The organism is Ekhidna sp., assembly GCF_965212185.1.
GTDB lineage: Bacteria > Bacteroidota > Bacteroidia > Cytophagales > Cyclobacteriaceae > Ekhidna.
The window spans coordinates 1,624,806-1,644,764 of the sequence record NZ_OZ243102.1; the positions used below are offsets into that span (position 1 = coordinate 1,624,806).

At 38.8% G+C, this 19,959-nt stretch carries 17 protein-coding genes; 7 read left to right on the forward strand and 10 right to left on the reverse strand.

Annotation, left to right across the window (positions count from 1 at the left end):
- The first annotated feature begins 72 nt into the window (after positions 1-72).
- Both ACOMC3_RS07100 and ACOMC3_RS07105 read left to right on the forward strand, forming a co-directional pair.
- A complete protein-coding gene (locus ACOMC3_RS07100) occupies positions 73-1,923 on the forward strand; it encodes a putative porin (protein WP_420318837.1) in 1,851 nt (616 codons plus the stop codon).
- Positions 1,905-2,522 (forward strand): tRNA-(ms[2]io[6]A)-hydroxylase, encoded by a 618-nt coding sequence (locus tag ACOMC3_RS07105; protein ID WP_420318838.1) that lies wholly within the window; start codon positions 1,905-1,907, stop codon positions 2,520-2,522. Before ACOMC3_RS07100 ends, ACOMC3_RS07105 begins: the two co-directional genes overlap by 19 nt.
- 32 nt (positions 2,523-2,554) lie before the next feature.
- On the opposite strand, the gene ACOMC3_RS07110 is transcribed toward ACOMC3_RS07105, so the two are convergent.
- Positions 2,555-3,091: a hypothetical protein gene (locus ACOMC3_RS07110; RefSeq protein ID WP_420318839.1), complete on the reverse strand. Its 537-nt coding sequence runs from the start codon at positions 3,089-3,091 to the stop codon at positions 2,555-2,557.
- 96 nt (positions 3,092-3,187) lie between these two features.
- Entirely contained in the window at positions 3,188-4,444 is a 1,257-nt protein-coding gene (locus tag ACOMC3_RS07115; RefSeq protein ID WP_420318840.1) for an asparagine synthetase B, read from the reverse strand.
- Between the two features lie 60 nt (positions 4,445-4,504).
- On the opposite strand from ACOMC3_RS07115, the gene ACOMC3_RS07120 reads away from it, so the two are divergent.
- On the forward strand, positions 4,505-5,743 hold the full coding sequence (locus tag ACOMC3_RS07120) for an ABC transporter permease (protein ID WP_420318841.1): 1,239 nt from the start codon (positions 4,505-4,507) through the stop codon (positions 5,741-5,743).
- A 1-nt stretch (position 5,744) separates the two neighbouring features.
- Here the strand turns inward: ACOMC3_RS07120 and ACOMC3_RS07125 are convergent, their stop codons facing one another.
- Positions 5,745-6,977, reverse strand: a complete 1,233-nt coding sequence (locus tag ACOMC3_RS07125; RefSeq protein ID WP_420318842.1) for a pyridoxal phosphate-dependent decarboxylase family protein — start codon at positions 6,975-6,977, stop codon at positions 5,745-5,747.
- Between the two features lie 134 nt (positions 6,978-7,111).
- On the opposite strand from ACOMC3_RS07125, the gene ACOMC3_RS07130 reads away from it, so the two are divergent.
- The 3 genes from ACOMC3_RS07130 to ACOMC3_RS07140 are packed head-to-tail and all read left to right on the forward strand — an operon-like array spanning position 7,112 to position 12,973.
- Positions 7,112-7,483, forward strand: a complete 372-nt coding sequence (locus ACOMC3_RS07130) for a hypothetical protein (protein WP_420318843.1) — start codon at positions 7,112-7,114, stop codon at positions 7,481-7,483.
- A 55-nt stretch (positions 7,484-7,538) separates the two neighbouring features.
- A complete protein-coding gene (locus tag ACOMC3_RS07135) occupies positions 7,539-11,858 on the forward strand; it encodes a CusA/CzcA family heavy metal efflux RND transporter (protein WP_420318844.1) in 4,320 nt (1,439 codons plus the stop codon).
- Positions 11,859-11,869: 11 nt separating this feature from the next.
- Entirely contained in the window at positions 11,870-12,973 is a 1,104-nt protein-coding gene (locus ACOMC3_RS07140; protein WP_420318845.1) for an efflux RND transporter periplasmic adaptor subunit, read from the forward strand.
- A 33-nt stretch (positions 12,974-13,006) separates the two neighbouring features.
- On the opposite strand, the gene ACOMC3_RS07145 is transcribed toward ACOMC3_RS07140, so the two are convergent.
- A complete protein-coding gene (locus ACOMC3_RS07145; RefSeq protein ID WP_420318846.1) occupies positions 13,007-14,659 on the reverse strand; it encodes a hypothetical protein in 1,653 nt (550 codons plus the stop codon).
- Between the two features lie 66 nt (positions 14,660-14,725).
- Complete coding sequence (locus ACOMC3_RS07150; RefSeq protein ID WP_420318847.1) at positions 14,726-15,109, reverse strand: hypothetical protein; 384 nt, start codon at positions 15,107-15,109, stop codon at positions 14,726-14,728.
- 117 nt (positions 15,110-15,226) lie between these two features.
- Between ACOMC3_RS07150 and ACOMC3_RS07155 the strand changes: the two genes are divergently transcribed.
- The gene (locus ACOMC3_RS07155) at positions 15,227-15,772 is read left to right on the forward strand and encodes an adenine phosphoribosyltransferase (RefSeq protein WP_420318848.1); all 546 of its coding nucleotides are present in this window, start codon (positions 15,227-15,229) and stop codon (positions 15,770-15,772) included.
- Here the strand turns inward: ACOMC3_RS07155 and ACOMC3_RS07160 are convergent.
- From ACOMC3_RS07160 to ACOMC3_RS07180, 5 genes are read right to left on the reverse strand one after another with little or no spacing between them, the layout of a single operon-like run.
- Positions 15,766-16,137: a hypothetical protein gene (locus tag ACOMC3_RS07160; protein ID WP_420318849.1), complete on the reverse strand. Its 372-nt coding sequence runs from the start codon at positions 16,135-16,137 to the stop codon at positions 15,766-15,768. The two genes, ACOMC3_RS07155 and ACOMC3_RS07160, sit on opposite strands and share 7 nt — an antisense overlap.
- The gene (locus tag ACOMC3_RS07165; RefSeq protein ID WP_420318850.1) at positions 16,134-16,973 is read right to left on the reverse strand and encodes a metal ABC transporter permease; all 840 of its coding nucleotides are present in this window, start codon (positions 16,971-16,973) and stop codon (positions 16,134-16,136) included. Before ACOMC3_RS07165 ends, ACOMC3_RS07160 begins: the two co-directional genes overlap by 4 nt.
- Entirely contained in the window at positions 16,973-18,259 is a 1,287-nt protein-coding gene (locus ACOMC3_RS07170) for an iron chelate uptake ABC transporter family permease subunit (RefSeq protein WP_420318851.1), read from the reverse strand. Before ACOMC3_RS07170 ends, ACOMC3_RS07165 begins: the two co-directional genes overlap by 1 nt.
- Positions 18,259-19,050: a metal ABC transporter ATP-binding protein gene (locus tag ACOMC3_RS07175; protein ID WP_420318852.1), complete on the reverse strand. Its 792-nt coding sequence runs from the start codon at positions 19,048-19,050 to the stop codon at positions 18,259-18,261. The genes ACOMC3_RS07170 and ACOMC3_RS07175 overlap by 1 nt, the downstream gene beginning before the upstream one ends.
- Positions 19,047-19,955 carry a metal ABC transporter solute-binding protein, Zn/Mn family gene (locus tag ACOMC3_RS07180; RefSeq protein WP_420318853.1) on the reverse strand — a complete coding sequence of 303 codons (909 nt, stop codon included), beginning with the start codon at positions 19,953-19,955 and terminating at the stop codon, positions 19,047-19,049. The genes ACOMC3_RS07175 and ACOMC3_RS07180 overlap by 4 nt, the downstream gene beginning before the upstream one ends.
- Between the last annotated feature and the right edge of the window lie 4 nt (positions 19,956-19,959).

Consider the following 19,959-nt stretch of genomic DNA (forward strand, 5'->3'; position numbering starts at 1 on the left):
AATATTCGGAACACTTTTTGCAAAACGCACACTTGTGTTAATTATCCTACGTATCTATCATTAAATTTGCCCGTGCGGAATTATTTATTTCTTATAGCGGTTCTATTAACTTTACTCGTTGAAGCTCAAATTGTAGATGATTCAACCAAATTAGTATATGGACCGACCACCACTAAGTTTACAACGAGAGATAACATTCTTAATAACATTAAGAATTATCAGCAAGTAGATACTTCGATTTATTTATTTGAGAGACAATCCTTTGTAGATGCTTCTGGAAGAAAATATCAGAATCTTGGAAATTTTGGTACCGCTCTTTTCCCAATTTTTTATAATCCTCCATCCAGTATTGGCAGATCTTCAGGTTTTAATAGTTATCAACCTTATGCATTCCAACCGGATGAGGTAAAATACTACGACACTAAATCTCCATACATTGAACTTTTTGTATATCTGGGAGGGGGTAATCGTAATATTGTGGATCTGGGATTTTCACGTAATGTCAATGAAAATTGGAATATTGGATTTGATATCAGGAAGATTACAGCCAACAAGCAACTGGCTCCTTTGAATCAAACAGACAGACAAGTACTCGGCTCATCATTTGTTGGATACACTCACTACAAGCATGCGAAACTTCCGTATCAGCTTTTAGCTAATTATTCATTTATGAATCATCAGGTTGCTGAACTAGGAGGAGCCCGGCCAACAAGTGATTCTTTGAGAACGGACTTTTTTCAGTTTGATAATGCACTGGTAAGACTTCAAGATGCTCAAAGTAAAACGAAGAACCTACACTGGAATTTGTATCAGGATTTACAAATTGCTGATCAGTTTCAATTGTATCACCGATTCGATTTCAAAAAAGAATCCAATGTGTATGAGGACTACACTGATGGTTCTATCGGAAGCTATAATCCCTACACGGATTTTTACAATGATTTTTTAATAGACCCGGATTCCACTCATGAGCAATCCAAACTGACGACCATCACAAATGAGGTAGGCTTGAAAGGAGATCTATCTAATGTATTTTATCGATTTTATGCAAGAGTGAGATCGGTAGATTGGCAATACCTATTATATGATCCAAATGAAGAGGTTTTTGAGAAATATCTGGGAGGGTACGCACGATTCAATTGGCGTGAAAAATTTGCTGTTTCGGCCAATGCTGAATTTATGGTAGGAGGTGAGTATAAGGTTGGTGGGATTCTATCTAGTGACCTTTTAAATGTCAGTTATCAATCGATGAAATACAGAGTGCCTTTCATTTATCAGGATTATTTTGGTAACCATCATGAATGGCACAATGATTTTGAATCAGTATTTGTAAATAAGATAGAAGGAGGGTTGAACATAGATTTGAAGGCATTTCAGATAAGGCCTAAAGCTAGTATTACAGCCTATACGAATTTTTTATACTTTGATGAAAATATTAATCCAATTCAGGTATCAGATGCATTTATTTCTTCAATAGGTGGTGATTTCAATCTAAGATTTTTAAATGAAAAGAAGGAAGGTTGGCATTTGGAAAATGAGGTTTTGGCCACCAATGTCTCCGGCAATGCTTCCAATTTTGTTAGGATTCCTGATGTATGGTACAATGGCAGATATTTCTGGCGTGGCAATTGGTTCGATGATCTAGTACCTGTTGAATTCGGTATTGATGCACACGCACGCTCATCCTATTTTGCCAATGCTTTTGCACCTGAAATTCAGCAATTTTATATTCAGAATGATCAGAAAATCTTTGGATATTTAGTCGCTGATTTGTTCGTCAATATGAAGATTGACAAATTTTTTCTATCAGTAAAGTGGACCCATTTAAATCAACCTCGTAATGATGGATATTTTGCTAGTCCAAACTATCCCGGGCAACCTAAGGTTATTGACTTGATTGTTAGATGGATGTTTTTCGATTGATGGAAGCAAATAAAACAACACTTGGACTAGAATTGCCCACGGACCCACGTTGGGTAAATATTGCAGAAAAGAATATCGAAGATATTTTGGTAGATCATGCATACTGCGAGCAAAAGGCAGCTTCTTCATGTATTTCATTAATCATCATGTTTCCGGAGCGTGAGAAGGTGATTGATGTTTTGACTCCTGTAGTGGCTGAAGAATGGTCTCATTTTGAACTAGTCATTGAACACCTGAAAAAGAGAGGTTATAAACTCGGCAAGGCTAGAAAGGATGAATATGTTTCAAGATTGAATGGCATTATGAAAAAGGGTGGAACCAGAGATGAACAGCTGGTTGAAAGACTGCTAATGAATGCATTGATCGAAGCAAGAAGCTGTGAAAGATTCAAACTACTCTGGAAAAATTTAGAGGACGAGGAGCTACAGCGATTCTATTATGAGTTGATGGTTTCTGAGGCAGGTCATTATCATAACTTCATCGATTTAGCAAAAGAGTATTTGCCAGAAGATCGGGTTGAATCAAGATGGCGTGAGTTTTTAAAAGCGGAGGCAGACATTATGAAGGATCTCACACCCAGAGCTGATAGAATGCATTGATTGAGGATTACTCAATCAATGCATATCAGTTCTTAGTTATCCTCAACAGGTGTAAGTGTACCAGTGAATGAACCAGTTGCTCTCTCATCATTATCACCGGTAAGTGTAAATGAGATGCTATAAACGCCAGAGGAAACAGAAACAGTAACCGTTCCGCCAGCTACATCAAATGCCTTTCCTTGAGTTAGGTTGCCCTCACTGTCGAACGAGGCATTAATTGCGACAAAACCATCAACCATTACAAACTCATCACGCTCTCCGTCAGAATATGTATAGGTCCCAGCTTCCAAGACGTTTTGCTGTGAAGTGTTTAAATCGAGATAAACAACACTCACATTGCTGATATTGTCAGCATTGAAGTCAACCGCCTTGGATGTCAGCGTAATATCTACATCAAATGAACCATTACCGTTTTCACCATAGTCCTCGATGTATGCATGAGTAAGCGTTGCTGTTTCCCCATCAAATGATAATTGGCCATTTGTAGAAACAGAATCTCCATCATCATCACCACAGCTAACCATTACAATAAGTAATGCTAAAAGTGGAATTAAAAGTAGTTTTTTCATAGTGATAGATTTTTTCTGTAAATAGATTCTATTTCATCAAAAGATGCAATACCAATATGGGGGTAAATTATGTAACCACAATAGGGTATGAGTGGATCACGTTTTCTGCTTTTTCTTCTTAGCAGCAGGGAATAAGATATTATTTAGGATCAAGCGATAGCCAGGAGAATTTGGGTGTAGATTGAGGTCTGTAGGTGGTTCATTGACAAAATGCTGATAATCTTCGGGATCATGACCTCCATAGAATGTCCAAAAACCTCTGCCTAATATTCCATGAATATATTTTGCTTCATTGATACTAGGAGTTTGCCCCATGACAATCACATCTCCTTTAACCAACTGCTTTTTGAATCCAGTGGTTTGCCCCATAAAACCATGAATGATTTCCTGATGGTTTTGGGTCAGCATGGTCGGGATCGGATCCCATTTAGCTGAGAACTCGAATAAAGTGAAATAATCATTTTTTTCAACTAAGCCTCTTTCGTTGGCTTGATTATCAATATTTGAATACTCGTAACGCATCGGATCTCTTTCGATGGTGAAGTTTTCGAAAGCCATTGTTTTTGAAAAATCAAGTTTAGATTGAGCTCTCGGGTCAGCCGGATCTCCATCATAAATGCCCTCCACAATATCTAAACCCTCAGCAGCTAAGGCTATGTCATATGTGTCTGTTGCGGAACACATGGCAAAGAGAAATCCACCACTGGCTACATAAGATTTTATTTTTTGTACCGTAGCTAGTTTGAGTTGAGAAACTTTATTGAATCCATGTTTCCGTGCAGATTCTTCATATTCACGTTGCTGCTGCTGATACCATGGAAAGTGATGATACGCCCGATAAAATTTGCCGTATTGACCGGTGAAATCTTCGTGATGCAAGTGAAGCCAATCATATTTTGGAAGTTCATCCCCCATAATTTCATCATCAAATATTACATCGTAAGGAATTTCTGCATACGTCAGCACTAAGGTTACTGCATCATCCCAGGGTTGCTTACTTTTTGGAGTATAAACAGCTATTTTGGGAAACTTCTCCAATTTCATTACATCCATGTTGGATGAAGGACTGGCAATGGTGTTTAAGATATCATTTGCCTCTGCATCAGAAATTACCTGATAAGAAACACCACGGATAATGCATTCATTTTCAAATACTTGCAAGTGCTTTACCATGAAACTTCCCCCGCGATAATTTAACATCCAGTCTACCTCGACTTCCTTGGTAAGTATCCAATATGCGATACCATAAGCCTTCAGGTGATTAGATTGTGTTTCATCCATTGGGATAAGGATATATGCCGCCTGACTGGCTATGCAGACATTTAAGAAAATTAGTAACAATATTCCCCTCATATGCATCACTTTTGTATATACAACGTTAATCAAAACCGTGTGTTTTACTAAAGCTATTCGATGAACATTCGAGAAAACATAAAAGAGGGTATCAAGTCTATTAAAGCCAATAAGCTTAGAACTTTTCTTACCGCTGCTATTATATCCATAGGGATCACTTCACTTGTTGGAATCCTTACTGCGATTGATGGTATTCAAAATTCAATTAACACCAGTTTCTCAAGTTTAGGAGCCAATACATTTGATATTGAAGATAAGCGAAGAGACAGAGGCTCATCGGATGGCAAGAAAGCTAAAACTTACCCAAAGGTGACTTATCATGAACTTTTAATGTTCAAAGAAAAATATGAAGGACCAGGTGTGGTATCTATTTATACAGTCATAACTGGCCAAGCTGAAGTGAAGTACGGATCAAAAGTCACAAACCCTAATCAAATTGTCCGTGGCGGTGATGAAAATTACTTGACTGTAGATGGATATGATGTAGATAAAGGACGTCCATTTTCTGCAAATGAGAGTTTAAATGGTAGCTATGTTGCTCTGGTTGGCAATGATGTAATCAAAGATCTTTTTGATGAAAATGAAAGTCCGGTAGGAAAGAAGATAAGTTTGATGGGTTCAAAATTCCGAATTGTAGGGACGATAGCAGAGCAGGGGGGAGCGAGTGGAAATTCAAACATTGACCGAACAATTATCATCCCAATGCAAACTGCACGGATCATAGCTCCTGAAAGAAACTTTGGATATGAAATCGCTGTGGCGGTTCCTGATCCTACTCAAATGGACAATGCCATGGGGATTGCCAGAGGTCTCATGAGGGCTATCAGAGGAGATCGACCGGGAGAAGAAGACTCATTTGAGTTATCGGCAAGTAAATCTTTAGCTGAAAGAATGGGCGAAATTACAGGCTACCTACGTGCTGGAGGTTTTACTATTGGATTTGTCACTTTAATTGGAGCTTCCATTGGATTGATGAATATCATGCTTGTTTCCGTAACGGAGCGCACACGAGAAATTGGTGTAAGAAAAGCACTTGGAGCAACACCCTTAAAAATTCGTCAGCAGTTCTTGATAGAAGCGATCGTAATATGCCAGATGGGGGGTATTGGTGGAATTATCTTAGGAATGACCATTGGTAATCTCACCTCACAATTGATATTCAATTCAGGTTTTGTTGTCCCTTGGTTATGGATGATAATTGCTGTTATCATCGGAATTGTAGTTGGGCTTATTTCAGGGTATATCCCAGCCTACAAAGCATCTAAGCTGGACCCTATAGAATCTTTAAGATTCGAATAGGTCAGGCCACAACCTGAGACCTTAATTCAGAAATGAATCTATCAAGTAGTCCTTGGGTCACGTGATCCATAACAACAATTTTGTACCATTTTGGATGAGCATCATGTGTGTCTGGCACCAACATAAAATCTTTTGCTACTCTCGGGTCTATGTAGTTTGACTTTATGGTAACAATATTCATATAAGGATGATGATAAAATTCAATCCCCATTTCATTGAGTTGATCACATAGCCGCTGAGTTTTATCGAGCAGTCGATTGATTTTCATTTTCCAACCTTCGGAACCATATGTCCGCATGATCATCCAAACGGCAATAGCATTAGCACCAGATCGACTACCTATAAGTGTATAGTCTTTGCCTTTGACATAATTCGCCTCTTCAGTCAATGCATAATCCATGTATCCTTCGCGAGTAATATAAATACCAGTTCCGTATGGAGATTGTAGCATTTTATGTCCATCCAGGGTGAAAGAGTTGATTTTTGGATGCTGGAAGGTCATCTTAGAATCAGGGTTAGCAAATGGATATATGTACCCGCCAAATGCTCCATCAATGTGGATTTTATAGTTAAGCGTAAGGTTATCCAGCCAATTAGTAACTTCTTCAACATCATCAACCGAACCAAACATGGTGGTGCCCATATTTAATACAACAATGAAATACTTTTTACCTGCTTTTTTGGCTTGCTCAACCACTTCAATTGATTGAGTAGATATGGCTCGGGTCTCTTTATCAACAGGCAATACAATTCTTTCAAGGCTCAACAATGAACCGGCTTTTGGCATTGAATAGTGAGCATCTTCCGTGTAGATAAGAGCTATTTCATCAGCTTTAGCATTATACTCTTGCTCATAGTATCTTTTTAATATCCAAATCGCCTGAATGTTAGCTTCTGTACCTCCTGAAGCTACATATCCGTCATAATGATTTTCATCTCCTTTGAAGATTTCTTTGGCACAGAGATCTATTAATTCAGCTTCTATTTTTTGAGTTCCTTCAAAAGCAGTTTCAGATTCATTCAATGTATGACAGCCAATATGATTTGGGTTTGCAATCATTGCAGAGAGAAAAGGAGCATCTTTTAAAAAAGGTGCATCATGATAGAACACTTCTGTATCAAGATAGGATGCAGGTAAACCAAGAACTGGCTTATGCCTATAATCCAGATTTTGTTCCAATGCATTGAAAATTACTTTCTTGATCTTTGAATGATTGTATGATTCCCAGTACATAAACTTAAATTTTTGTAAATTTAGTTGTTAATGCAACTAAAATCAATATATTGATGTTTTTAACTAGTTAAGATCGATTCTGAATTACGTGTATAATGAACTTGACCGCATGAAAATTCGTAAATTGAGTTAAGATGAGGTCACTTGGTAAAATAGCACTATTTGTAGCTGTCAGTTTTCTGATGCTGCATACATTTATGCCTCATCATCACTTGGATCAAATCTCAGAAGAGCAACATTTCATAGAACATTCTGAAGCAGATTCACTTATTGATTTTATACGCCTGGCATTTCATTTAAATCCAGGGGAGAATCACCTGGAGGAATTTGAACAAAATACAGGTGTAACACTTCACTTTCCAGTTGCTGACTTCCTTAGGATAGAGATTCCCTATCAAGTTATAGATATTGCTACGCCTTCTTTTACTAAAGCCCAGGATGTAGCAATTGATCATCAATTCACCTCTTTATCGCTAAGTTTTAGAGGCCCTCCGCAATTGGCGTAATTCCAACAGGGATCTTTTGATCCTAATCCAATTGTAATTCTAAAACTTCCATTTCATGTTAGAACATATTGTTCGATTTAGCTTGAAGAACAAGCTGATCGTTATATTCTTTACCATTAGTTTATTTGCTTTTGGTGTTTATTCACTAACGCAAATACCAATAGGTGCTGTACCTGATGTAACCAATAATCAGGTACAGGTCATCACCACTTCCCGAAACCTCTCTACGCAGGATATTGAGCAATTCATTACTTTTCCAATAGAGTTGGAAATGGCAAACTTACCGGGGGTCAAAGAGATCAGATCTATTTCCAAATTCGGCTTGTCTGTTGTGACGATAGTATTTGAGGATCAATTGGGTACTTACCTTCCTCGTCAACTTATAGCTGAAAAAATTAAAAGTGCTTCCGAGAAAATACCGGATGGATTTGGAACGCCGGAAATGGGACCAATCTCTACTGGGTTAGGAGAAATTTATCAATATGTCCTGGAAGTAGACGAGGAGAATAAGGGGAAGTATTCAACAATGGATTTACGCACAATCCAGGATTGGATAGTGAAAAGGCAATTATCAGGAATACCAGGAGTGGTGGAAGTAAATACCTGGGGTGGATACCTTAAGAGGTATGAAGTGGCAGTGGATCCTGAGCATCTTAATGCTATGAATCTATCACCTATCCAACTATTGAATGCGATTGAGAAAAACAATGATGTTTCTGGTGGAGGTTACATCGAAAGATCCAATCAAAGCTATTTCATTCGGGGTGAGGGGTTGATTAAATCTTTAACAGATATAGAGAACATTGTGGTTGAGGTTAGAGATGGAAATCCAATTTATATAATGGATGTTGCTACCGTTGGTTTTGGTCACGCCACCAGATTTGGTGCAGTTACTGGAAATGGTGAGGGTGAAAAAGTTTTGGGGCAGGTAATGATGCTAAAGGACGCTAATTCTAAAGCTGTAATAGATGCGGTAAAGGCTCGTGTAGCTGAGATACAACCAACACTGCCTCCTGGCATTTCAATCAATCCATTTTTGGAGCGAAGTGAATTGATTGGTAGAACAACATTCACCATTACTGAAAATCTAATACTCGGTTGTCTAATCGTCGTGTTTGTAGTGGTTCTGCTATTAGGCAATCTCCGATCAGGTCTGGTTGTAGCTTCTGTTATTCCGCTTGCCCTGCTTTTTGCTATTTCAATGATGTACATCTTCGGAATAGATGCTAATCTCATGAGCCTTGGAGCAATAGATTTTGGGATAATTATTGATGGAGCGGTAATTATAGTTGAGTTCATTGCCTTTAAAATCGCCTCCAGCAAGTCAGACTTGTTGGGACTGAATAAATCAGAGAGGAAGAAGCAAATAGATCTAATCACATTGGAAAGTACTTCCAAAATGATGCGATCAGCAGTATTTGGTCAGCTTATCATCATCATTGTATTTATTCCAATTCTGTCACTTACCAATGTGGAAGGCAAGATGTTTATCCCTATGGCACTTACCTTTTGTTTTGCCCTCATTGGAGCGATGATTTTGGGATTCACCTATGTTCCTGTTGCTTCAAGTCTATTCATCAGGCCTGAGCAAAAACAGAGTAAAATATCTATTCAGTTGATTTCATTTCTGGAGCGGATGTATGTGCCTGTATTAACATGGTCACTATCCCGAAAGAAAACAGTGCTAAGTATGGCCACATTGCTTCTTGCCGGAGCAGTTTTTCTATTTTCAAGAATGGGAGGAGAGTTCGTACCCACTTTGGATGAGGGAGACTTTGTTATTCAGCCCGTACTTAAGACTGGAACATCTCTTTCAAAAACAATAGAAACCACAACAGAGATCGAGCAGATTGTCAAACGATTTCCGGAGGTCAATCAGGTGGTGACGCGCATTGGAGCTGCTGAGGTTCCCACAGATCCCATGTCAATGGAAGAGACAGATGTGATTATTACCCTAAAGGACAAAAAAGAGTGGGTTTCTGCTAATAGCAAAGATGAATTGGCAAATAATATAAAAGCGGAACTTGTGAATGAATTGCCGACCATAGATTTTGAATTTACCCAGCCCATTGAGATGCGCTTCAACGAGCTGATTACAGGGGTAAGGTCAGATCTCGCTATCAAGATTTTCGGAGAAGATTTGGAAGTTCTTTATGACAAGGCCAGAGAGATTGAGCAGGTGATCGCCAATGTAGATGGCGCAGCAGATATTACTGTAGAAAAGGTAGTGGGTCTTCCACAATTGCAGGTGAAATATGATCGAAATAAAATGGCTCGTTATGGACTGAATATCGCTGACGTCAACCGATTGGTGTCTTTAGGTTTTGCAGGTGAAGTGGCCGGCAGTATTTACGAAGGAGAAAGGAGATTTGATCTCTCAGTTCGCTTTACCGGAGATCAGAGAAAGGGCATTGAAAATCTGGAGCAGATATTTGTAACACTACCAGGAGGCGGAAAAGTGCCATTAAGTTCTTTGGCTGATATTACATACACACATGGTCCTGCTAAGATATCCCGAGATGATACCCATCGTCGAATTGTCGTGAGTATCAATGTGCGAAATCGTGATTTGGAATCGGTAGTAGATGATGTCAGTGCCTTGATTGATGAAAACGTTGATCTTCCTTCGGGATATTATGTGACCTATGGTGGTCAGTTTGAAAACTTAAGAAGTGCAAGAGAGAGATTAGCAGTAGCGGTTCCCATTTCATTGGTGCTGATTTTCGTTCTGCTTCATTTTGCCTTCAAGTCAGTGAAAGATGCATTGATGATTTATAGTGCAATCCCACTTGCTGCTGTAGGAGGATTGCTATTACTATGGATAAGGGATATGCCTTTTAGTATATCAGCTGGGGTGGGGTTTATCGCCTTGTTTGGTATTGCGGTTTTGAATGGAATTGTCCTGATTGAACATTTCAAAGAGCTTAAAGCTGAAGGGATATCAGATGTGAGGGAACGAGTAATAAAAGGAGCTACCCAACGATTGCGTCCCGTTTTATTAACTGCATCTGCCGCAGCACTGGGATTTCTTCCAATGGCAGTGTCAACTTCTGCGGGTGCAGAGGTACAACGACCACTAGCAACTGTAGTTGTGGGTGGACTAATTACGGCTACTCTGCTGACTTTGGTGGTTCTACCTATTCTTTACTCCATTTTTGATGAGCGATCTTTTTCATTAAGCAAGTCAGCCAGGACTCTGGTTCTCTTTGGCTTTATGGCTTTACCTGCATTAGGCAATGCTCAGGAAGCAGTTTCGCTGGAAGATGCAATTAGAATAGCCAAAGCAAACAATGCGGGATTTAGCTCTGCCACTTTAGAAGTGAAACGAACCAAAGAATTGGTTGGGTCTGCTTTTTCTTTTGAGAGTGCCACGATCTACTATAATGAGGATCAGAACAACCTAACACCCGGAAACTTGCCTCTGAATCTGTGGGGAATTCAGCAAGGATTTGATTTCCCCACCGTGTACTCCAAGAAAAAACAGGTACTTGAGAATAGGGCACAAATGGCCGAATATCATTTTAAACATAATGAGCGACTGTTAATAAGAAATGTATCTGAAGCTTATTACCAGGTAGTCTACTCTTCCAATGTTGTGAAATGGTATAATTATCTGGACAGTATTTATTCCAAATTTAATTTAGCTGCAGCCAGACGTTTTGAATTGGGTGAATCTGACTACCTGGAGCAACTGACTGCTCAAAGCCTGTCTGTGGATATCAATAAAAAGCTAACGCAAGCCAGAAAAGACCTGGATCTGGCTTATGCGAACCTTAACCGATGGCTTCAGTATGAGAGTTCTGTTGTCGTTGCGAATGATACACTTTCAAAGGTTCCAGTTAAGGTGACAGAATTGACCAATCATCCAGGTATACTCAAGTCCGAATCTTCAATAGAGCTGAGCAAATCCAACCTTTCTTTACAGAAAAGTCAATTGCTTCCTGGTCTTCAATTAGAGTATTTTCAAGGGAATGATGGTTCTATGAACGCTCAAACTTACCGAGGCTTTCAGGTTGGACTTAGCATTCCGATTCTTTTTCCCGGTGAGAAAGCCAAGATCAGTGCTTCTCGTATAGCATGGGAGCAATCTATGCTTGATGCAGAAGACTATGAGTATCAACTTCATGCAAAACTCAACAGTTTATCGAGTGAATTGGAAAAGTACGACGCAGCTCTTCAGTCATTTGAAATGTCTGGTCGACGATTAAGCAATGAGCTAATGAAAGCGGCTGAAAGATCCTTTAGCAATGGAGAAATAGACTTTTTACAATATGCTCAACTTCTCGATAGGGCAACAAATATTAAGATCGAATACCTCAGGGCTCTGTGGAATTACAATCAAGTAGCACTAAAAATCAACCACTTAACCCTTTAATATCAGAAATCATGAAAAAGTATATAATTATCATTTTAATCCTTTTTGTCGCATCATGCAAGCAAGGTGCAGATGTAGCCAGCGATGACATGACATCAGATGGCCTCTTGCTAACTAAAGAACAGCAAGCAAAGGCCGGAATCACAACTGCTAAATTGAAAATGGTGGATATTCCACAATACATTTCGGTACGTGGTGTGGTAGATGTGCCACCCTCGCATAGGGCATCAATTAGTGTTTTTCACGGAGGGTACGTAAGCGATCTTGATCTGCTTCCGGGTAAGGCGGTCAATAAAGGTGATTTGCTGTTTACGCTTCAAAATCCTGCTTATATTGATATGCAACAAGCCTACCTGGAGGTTAAGGAGCGAATTGAATTTTTGAAAGCTGACTATGAACGTCAAAAAACCTTAGCCTCTGAAGCCATTTCATCTGAGAAGAAATATAAGCAAGCAGAAAGTGATTACTTAGTTGCTAAGGCAAAACTGGAAAGTCTAAAAGAGCAACTTAAACTCATCAACATAAATTTGGATGAACTTGAAAACGGTAAGGTAATAAGCACCGTGGCTGTATATGCACCGATCTCAGGTTTTGTCAGTGATCTTGTAATAAACAAGGGATCATTTTTAGCACCACAAGATGTGGCAATGCAGATTGTAAATACTGACCATGTACATCTGGAACTCACAGTATATGAAAAAGATATTGTGGCGGTTAAAAAGGGTCAGAAAATTATGTTCAGGACAGATGACAGTGACTCACTGATGATAGGAGAGGTGCATTTAATTGAAAAATCAATTGATCTCGAGAAACGATCCGTTCAGGTGCATGGGCATTTACCCGCTACATACCCTCAATTAGTTGTAGGTGCCTATATCGACGCGATGATTGAGACAGGAATAAAAAAGAATTACGCTGTACCAGTAGATGCAATTGTTGATTTGGATGGAGCTCAATTTATTGCCGTAAAATCCACAACAACAGAAGGTGATTTCTTTGAGAAAGTGAGTGTGGAAACGGGTTTAAAAACGGGCAATTGGATAGAGGTAATGATGCCTGGCAAGCTGCTGAACAAGGAAATTGTAGTTACTGGAGCCTATGAAGCCATAAACTAAAGAAAGCCCCGAAAGGGGCCTGCTTTTCGTATTCTATAATGAAATACTTACTCCAAAGTAGGGCATCACATATTTGGTGGCTTCATAACCTCCATCAGCTGTAGGGGTGAATAGCCAATAGTAATCTAAACCAGTTGCCAAAAACTTATTCATGTGATAGATAAATCGCATTTTGGCCAGAGATCGTTCATCAAACTTAAATGCATCTCCCAGATCATCCAGATCTCCTTTTATATAGTTTCCATAAAATGAAAACTTATTAGCCAATCGTTCCATCTCAGCAGTCAATTCGACAAAAGCCGGAGAGGAGGCAGATATATCGTCCGGAATCATTAAGCTACCTCCTAATGAAACCTTTTGAAGGACATGTCCTCTAAGTGATCCATAAATACCACTTTTTCCTTCAGTTCTTATTAATGATGCAATTCGTGCGTCTTTATTGATTTCATATGTAGCATTAAAAAACTGAGGAATATAGTGATCTGAATTATTTAGCCGCTCTATTCTAATATCGGTGCTAAATACATCTGCAATAAAATGCATTCTGAAATTCATCCCAACTGATGTTCCGGACCCACTCTCAAACTCATTTTCCCCAAAGGCTGTAGCGAGCTGAGAAAGAGTATCACTAGCAATATTCAGCTTTGAATAGGAAGCAAACATATCAATTTGAATGAAGGGCGAGCTTAAAAGAGTAACACCCATATCTATTCCAAACGCTTTTGCACCAGATTTTGTAAAAGTATAAGTTGTACTGGTTGAATCGCTCGTTATTATATCTGTTTGATCTTTATCAGTAATATAAGACGCACCTACCTCTAGTGTATTAATGATTTTTAGTGGAAAAGCTGATAATGGTCTTATATATGGTCTTGCTGCAAATAAATTCAGTGATTGTGGATTCAAGTCACTATAGAACATCTCCAGACCAATAAATCGATCATAATTGAAGTCTGTATGTATACCTACTTTCCTTTTTTCATAGCTTGTTGAGTTGGTGTAGTTATTAATCAAGCTACCATACCCAAGCATCATTCCTGACATCTCACCAGCCTTTATATAGAATGGATCCTTTCGTTGCACGCCGTACCTTACATATCGAATAAGCCTGGCTACACCTACTCCATCTTCAAAGATTTCTGTTCGGATGGATTGATCATCCAACCCGTATAAAATTGGTACGTTTAATCCTACACCGACTTTTCCTAATTTGAATTCAGGTGAAAGAACTAGGCCTACATAGTCCTTCCCATCAATTTGAGTATAAGTCATACCTCCATTGATACTGCCATCATCATTTGGTAGAACCATAGGCTCCCTGAAGTCACTTATTGGAGGCCGTTCTACCCGCTCTCTTTGCTTCTTTTCTTTCTTTACAGGCTCTGTTTCTAAAGAGTCGATTGCTATGGACTGATTTAAGGAATCGGGTCTTAGCGTATCAGAGAGAATTAATACCTCCTGATTTATACTGTCGGGATTAACAATCAGGGAATCTGCTGCAATAAGGGTTGTGTCAGCGGAGATGTCTTTTGATTTTCTCTTCTTTTTTTTTTTCTTCTTTTTCTTATTGTCTTCTTCCCAGAGATAGGAGTAGTCTGAATATTCCTCTGATTTTTCTTGAGCATACGATTGAATAGCTGATGCTGAAACAAGCATCAGTAAGAGAATAGCCGATCTTAAGTTCATAATGGTTTATAAGTACCTATATCATATAGTCACTTGAAAAATAAAAACCCCTAAAAGGGGCCTGATTTATTTGAAATAAACATTCTCTTTTTTATTGAACTTATTGCGATAAGTCAATCGAAATCCATCTTTTCCCCATTTCTTTATTTTATAAACATATGGTATTCTACGTCTTTCTTCAGTAAATGAATCATAAGTGAGTATCATTTTCTTACCGTCTAAAGCCCAGTTCCCACCCAGTTTTGCATAATTATTCCTATCATGGTAAAAGGTTCTATCTACCCGGATCGTAAATGTTTCACCTAATTCGAAATAGGGTCGTTTACTTTTTACATCTAAGACCGTCCATTTTTGCTTAATGTTTAGAATACGTTCTATTTTAGATGGTTTTTGAGCATGGAGAGAAATCGAAATACCTACTATGAGGAAATATGTAATCAGCTTTTTCATATCAATTATTGTTTATTGATCCAAGCAAAGACCATTGTCTAGTTATAATCTTGCTCGTTTCGTTAGCATTGAGTTCTTTAGCATCAATTTCAAATACTGTGCCTCTTTTTAAACCATATGCTAAATACTGATATGAATCTTGAAAAACGAATTATAGATAGCATCAGAGATATTCCGGATTTTCCAAAACCTGGAATAGTATTTAAAGACATTACACCTCTTTTAAAAGATGTTCATCTCAGTGCAGAAATTACCGATGCATTTGCAAAGCAATGGCTGAGTCAGAATATTGATGTTATCGTTGGAATTGAATCTCGGGGATTTATCTGGGGCAACTCATTGGCACAGAAAATGGGCTTGCCATTTGTTCCCGTTAGAAAGAAAGGTAAACTTCCAGCAGACACATTTTCTTATGAGTATGATCTGGAATATGGCAGTGCTGAGGTAGAATTGCACAAAGATGCAATCATTAAAGGGCATAAGGTACTTATTCATGACGATCTACTTGCAACAGGTGGTACCGCAGTTGCTGCCGCTGAATTGATAAAATTAGCAGGGGGTGAAATAGCTGGTTTTTCGTTTTTAGTGGAATTAAGTTTTCTTGACGGAGTAAAATTCTTAAAAAATTATAGTAATAACATTCACTCGTTAGTAAGCTACTGAGGTTCTCTTAACATAACCTGGACAAGATTGGCCCTGCCAATGGCGTTGAATCTGATGGAAAGGAATTTTGTTGTTTCCGAATCTTCACAAGTGTTTGGTGGTGTAAGTCGGTAATGAAAATATTTTTGGTTTCGATCGTAAAGTTCGTGCTCTTTCGCGCGTCCCAAAAGGCTTTCTATTTCGTTTTGAGTGCTTTGTAAAAGCACATCCTGATTTTCTATTATGAGATCAGCGATTTCCATGCGATAACTACTGCAATTTTCTAATGCATTATTCCACTGATCTTTATCAAACCCATCCATAGACAAGTCTTTGTAGCATGAACTCATGATGATAATCAATGCGGAAAAATATAGTTTTTTCATTTCTTAAATCTTACAATGAAATAACAGATGGCGAATATAAACCCAGAAACAGTCACCATCGCACCTGCGATTGATCCGTCCAAAGCATAGCTTAGCCAATACCCTGCAAATGAACTGATTACTCCAAATAATGAACTTAGTATTAACATCATTTTTAGCTGGTTGGTTATAAGATATGCAGATGCGGCAGGTGCTATAAGAAGCGCAACAACAAGAATAGCACCCACTGACTCAAAGGATGCTACGGTAGTTAGAGAAACTAACCCCATCAAAGCATAATGCCATTTAGATGTAGACATGCCAATGGCCTTTGCAAATGATCCGTCAAAAGTGGTGATAAATAGCTCCTTATAGAATAGGGTCACAAAAAGTAATATCAAAGCTAAAACAATAGACAGAATGATTACTGCCTTAGGCCCAATTGGATTACCAGAGGAATCATATAACAGGTCAATAGGTACATAAGCTATCTCACCATGCAGAATACAATCTTGATCAATGTGTGCATTACCTGCATAATAGGTAACAAGAATTACTCCTAATGCAAATAGCCATGTGAACGTTACACCTATTGATGCGTCGGTTTGTAGTTTTCCTTTTTGATGAAAAAACTCAATCAGAAAAGTGGTAAGTACACCTAAAATGCCAGCACCAACCAACATCCAGATTGATTGCATACTTCCTGCAATAATGAATGCAATGACAATTCCAGGCAATACCGAATGTGAGATGGCATCACCAACCATTGACATTTTCCTTAAGACCAGAAATGATCCAAGTATCGCACAACTAACTGCTACCAATGAACCGGTCAATATGATCCAAAATGCATCCATTATTGTGGAATCTTTGATTCATGAGGATCTGAGGTAGGATACTCGAGTAGTTTTTCTAATCTAGCCTCTAATTCTGGTGTTATTACGTGCTCTATGGTGTCTGCGTCTTCATGTACGTGATCAGGCGCAATCCTTAAATACTTGGTTAAGTAGAGCTCCCAAAGCCGATGCAACCTTGTTATACGTTTCCCTTTTTCAAAGCCCTCATTAGTCAAAAACCAGGAGCCATTACTTCGTTCAACATATCCATTGATTTTAAGTTTTCTGAGACCTTTAGCTAATTGCGCCTGAGAAAAGTTTCTTATGAGCTGAATATCGTCAACAGCCACTTCATCGAAATGGTCACCACTATTTTCACCAATCCTGTAGAAGGCTTTCAGTAAGTTTTCTTCAAGCAGTTGTTTTCTAATTGAAAACCTTCGCCATTGCCTAATCAGAATTCCTTTGCCAGGAGCAAAGAAGAAAGATAGAAGTGCAATGATTGATAAGATCATTACCATCCATGGTCCTGTGGGCATTGAAGGGGCGCTATAAGAGATAAATGCACCACTGATACCAGAAAACGCACCAAATATTGAAGCTAACATGACCATTCTTGAAAGCCTATTGGTCCAGAAACGTGCGGCGGCAGCAGGTGTGATTAGCATAGCGGCCATAAGAACAACCCCAACAGCTTGAATGCCGGTTACTACTGCGAGAACAGTGATAGACGTTAGAATCATCTCAAGACGCCTTATAGGTAAGCCAATAACCTTTGCAAATTGAGGATCGAAACTAATCAGTTTAAATTCCTTGTAAAACAGGAATACGGTCACTAAAACGATAATAGCTATTATACTAAATGCCATTAAATCTTTACCTACCAGTGCTGCTGCTTTCCCGAAAAGAAAGGTGTCTAGTCCACTTTGGGATGCATTACCTGAATGTTGGATATATGTCATCAATAAGATTCCAACTCCAAAAAAGACGGATAGTGATAAGCCGGTTGCTGCATCTTCTTTGATCTTCGTGTTTTGTATGATGGCGTCCATCACCATTATTGAAATCCAACCAGAAATAAAGGCTCCAATGATTAGTAGGAAGGGGTCTTTGCTACCGGAGGCCATAAATGCAATGCAAATACCAGGAAGCACCGCATGTGAAATCACATCTCCTACAAGGGATTTCTTTTTAATGAATGTAAAACATCCAACTACAGCTGAGCTAATGGATAGGAGTATGGTTCCAAATACGACGTATTTGATGTTTGGATATTTGAAAGAAAAGAATTCAATCAACGTTTCCATTATTGCTTTTCTCTTGCTTTAAATTCCCCTTTTTTCACTAGCTCACCAACTTCAGTAAGAAGTGTGAGTTTCCCACCATATGTTTCTTCTAGTAGCTGTGGGGTAAAAACTTGATTGGTTGGACCAGAAGCTACCAATCGCAGGTTTAGGAGAATCACCCATTCAAAGTAATTTTCAACGGATTGTAAGTCATGATGTACTACGATTATGGTTTTGTCTTCTTTTGAAAGATTCTGAAGAATTTTGAATATTGCTTTTTCAGTCGCTGCATCTACGCCAGCAAATGGTTCATCCAGAAAATAGATATCAGCATTTTGTGTCAGTGCTCGTGCAAGGAATACTCGTTGCTGTTGGCCGCCAGAAAGCTGTGAAATTTGCCTTTTGGAATACTTTTCCATTCCTACCATTTCCAACGCTTTCATCGCAGCTTCTTTATCTGCTTTTCGAGGGTTCTTGAATAACCCTAGACTGGCATATCGACCCATCAAAACTACATCCAGTACTGAGGCCGGAAAATCCCAGTCCACCGACTCCCTTTGAGGAACATAGCTTACGCGCTTCCTTACTTCATCGAGTTGCTGATCAAAAAGTTTGACATATCCTGAGTTCATCTCCACCAAATCCATAATTGCCTTGATAAGAGTAGACTTACCCGCACCATTTGGTCCGATAATGCCACATAAAGCTCCTTTAGGAAGGGAAAGGTCAATTCCCCACAACACGGGCTTCTTGTCGTAGCTTACTGTTAAGTCGTGGATCTCTAAAACCGGATTATCAACCTGCTGTATCATTTTAAGGCATTTACAATTGTTTCAATATTACTTTTAAACATTCCAATGTAGGTCCCTTCTTCAGTTCCAAACTCACCCATTGCATCAGAGTACAAATACCCTCCAATTTTCACAATATGTCCTTTCTCTTTACATCCAGTAACCACTGCATTGATAGATTTTTCTGAAACACTAGTTTCCACGAAGATGGCTTTGATGTCATTCTCGATGATTAAGTCGATGATATCAGCGATATCTTTAAGACCAAAATCAGCAACAGTAGATATGCCCTGTAATGCTTCCACTCGAATGCCGTACGCATCACCAAAATAGACAAATGCATCATGCGCGGTTACCAATATTCGCTGATTCTCTGGTATCTCACTAATTCTTTTTCTCACATAGCTATCAAGACTATCCAATCTTTGAACGTATGTTTTGGTATTGGCTTCATAAAACTCCTGATTAGCTGAGTCTAATTTGATTAGTGCATGAGAAATGGCTTTAACTGCATACCTCCATCTTCGTACATCAAACCAAATGTGTGGATCATATGCATCTTGATAGCCTATTGCAGATTTCAGCATTTCTCTTGGAACCGATTCTGCTGCCGCAACTACTGGTTTTTGTCGGCCTAATTTTTTGAGTATATCACTCATTTTGCCTTCAAGTAGGATGCCATTATAGACAATCAGGTCTGCTTTATTGAATTTAGACAGATCACCTTGGGTTGCTTTATATAAATGTGGATCAACTCCCGGACCCATAATGGCCTCTGCTGTCATTTTGTCTCCGGCAATATTGATTACAGCATCGTATAACATTCCCGTTGTAGCAACAACATGAGGTTTTTCGTTAGTTTTTTTTTGCTGCTGACAACCTAGGAGTAATAAAACTATTGTAACTGCTATTAATGTTAATCTCATTCTT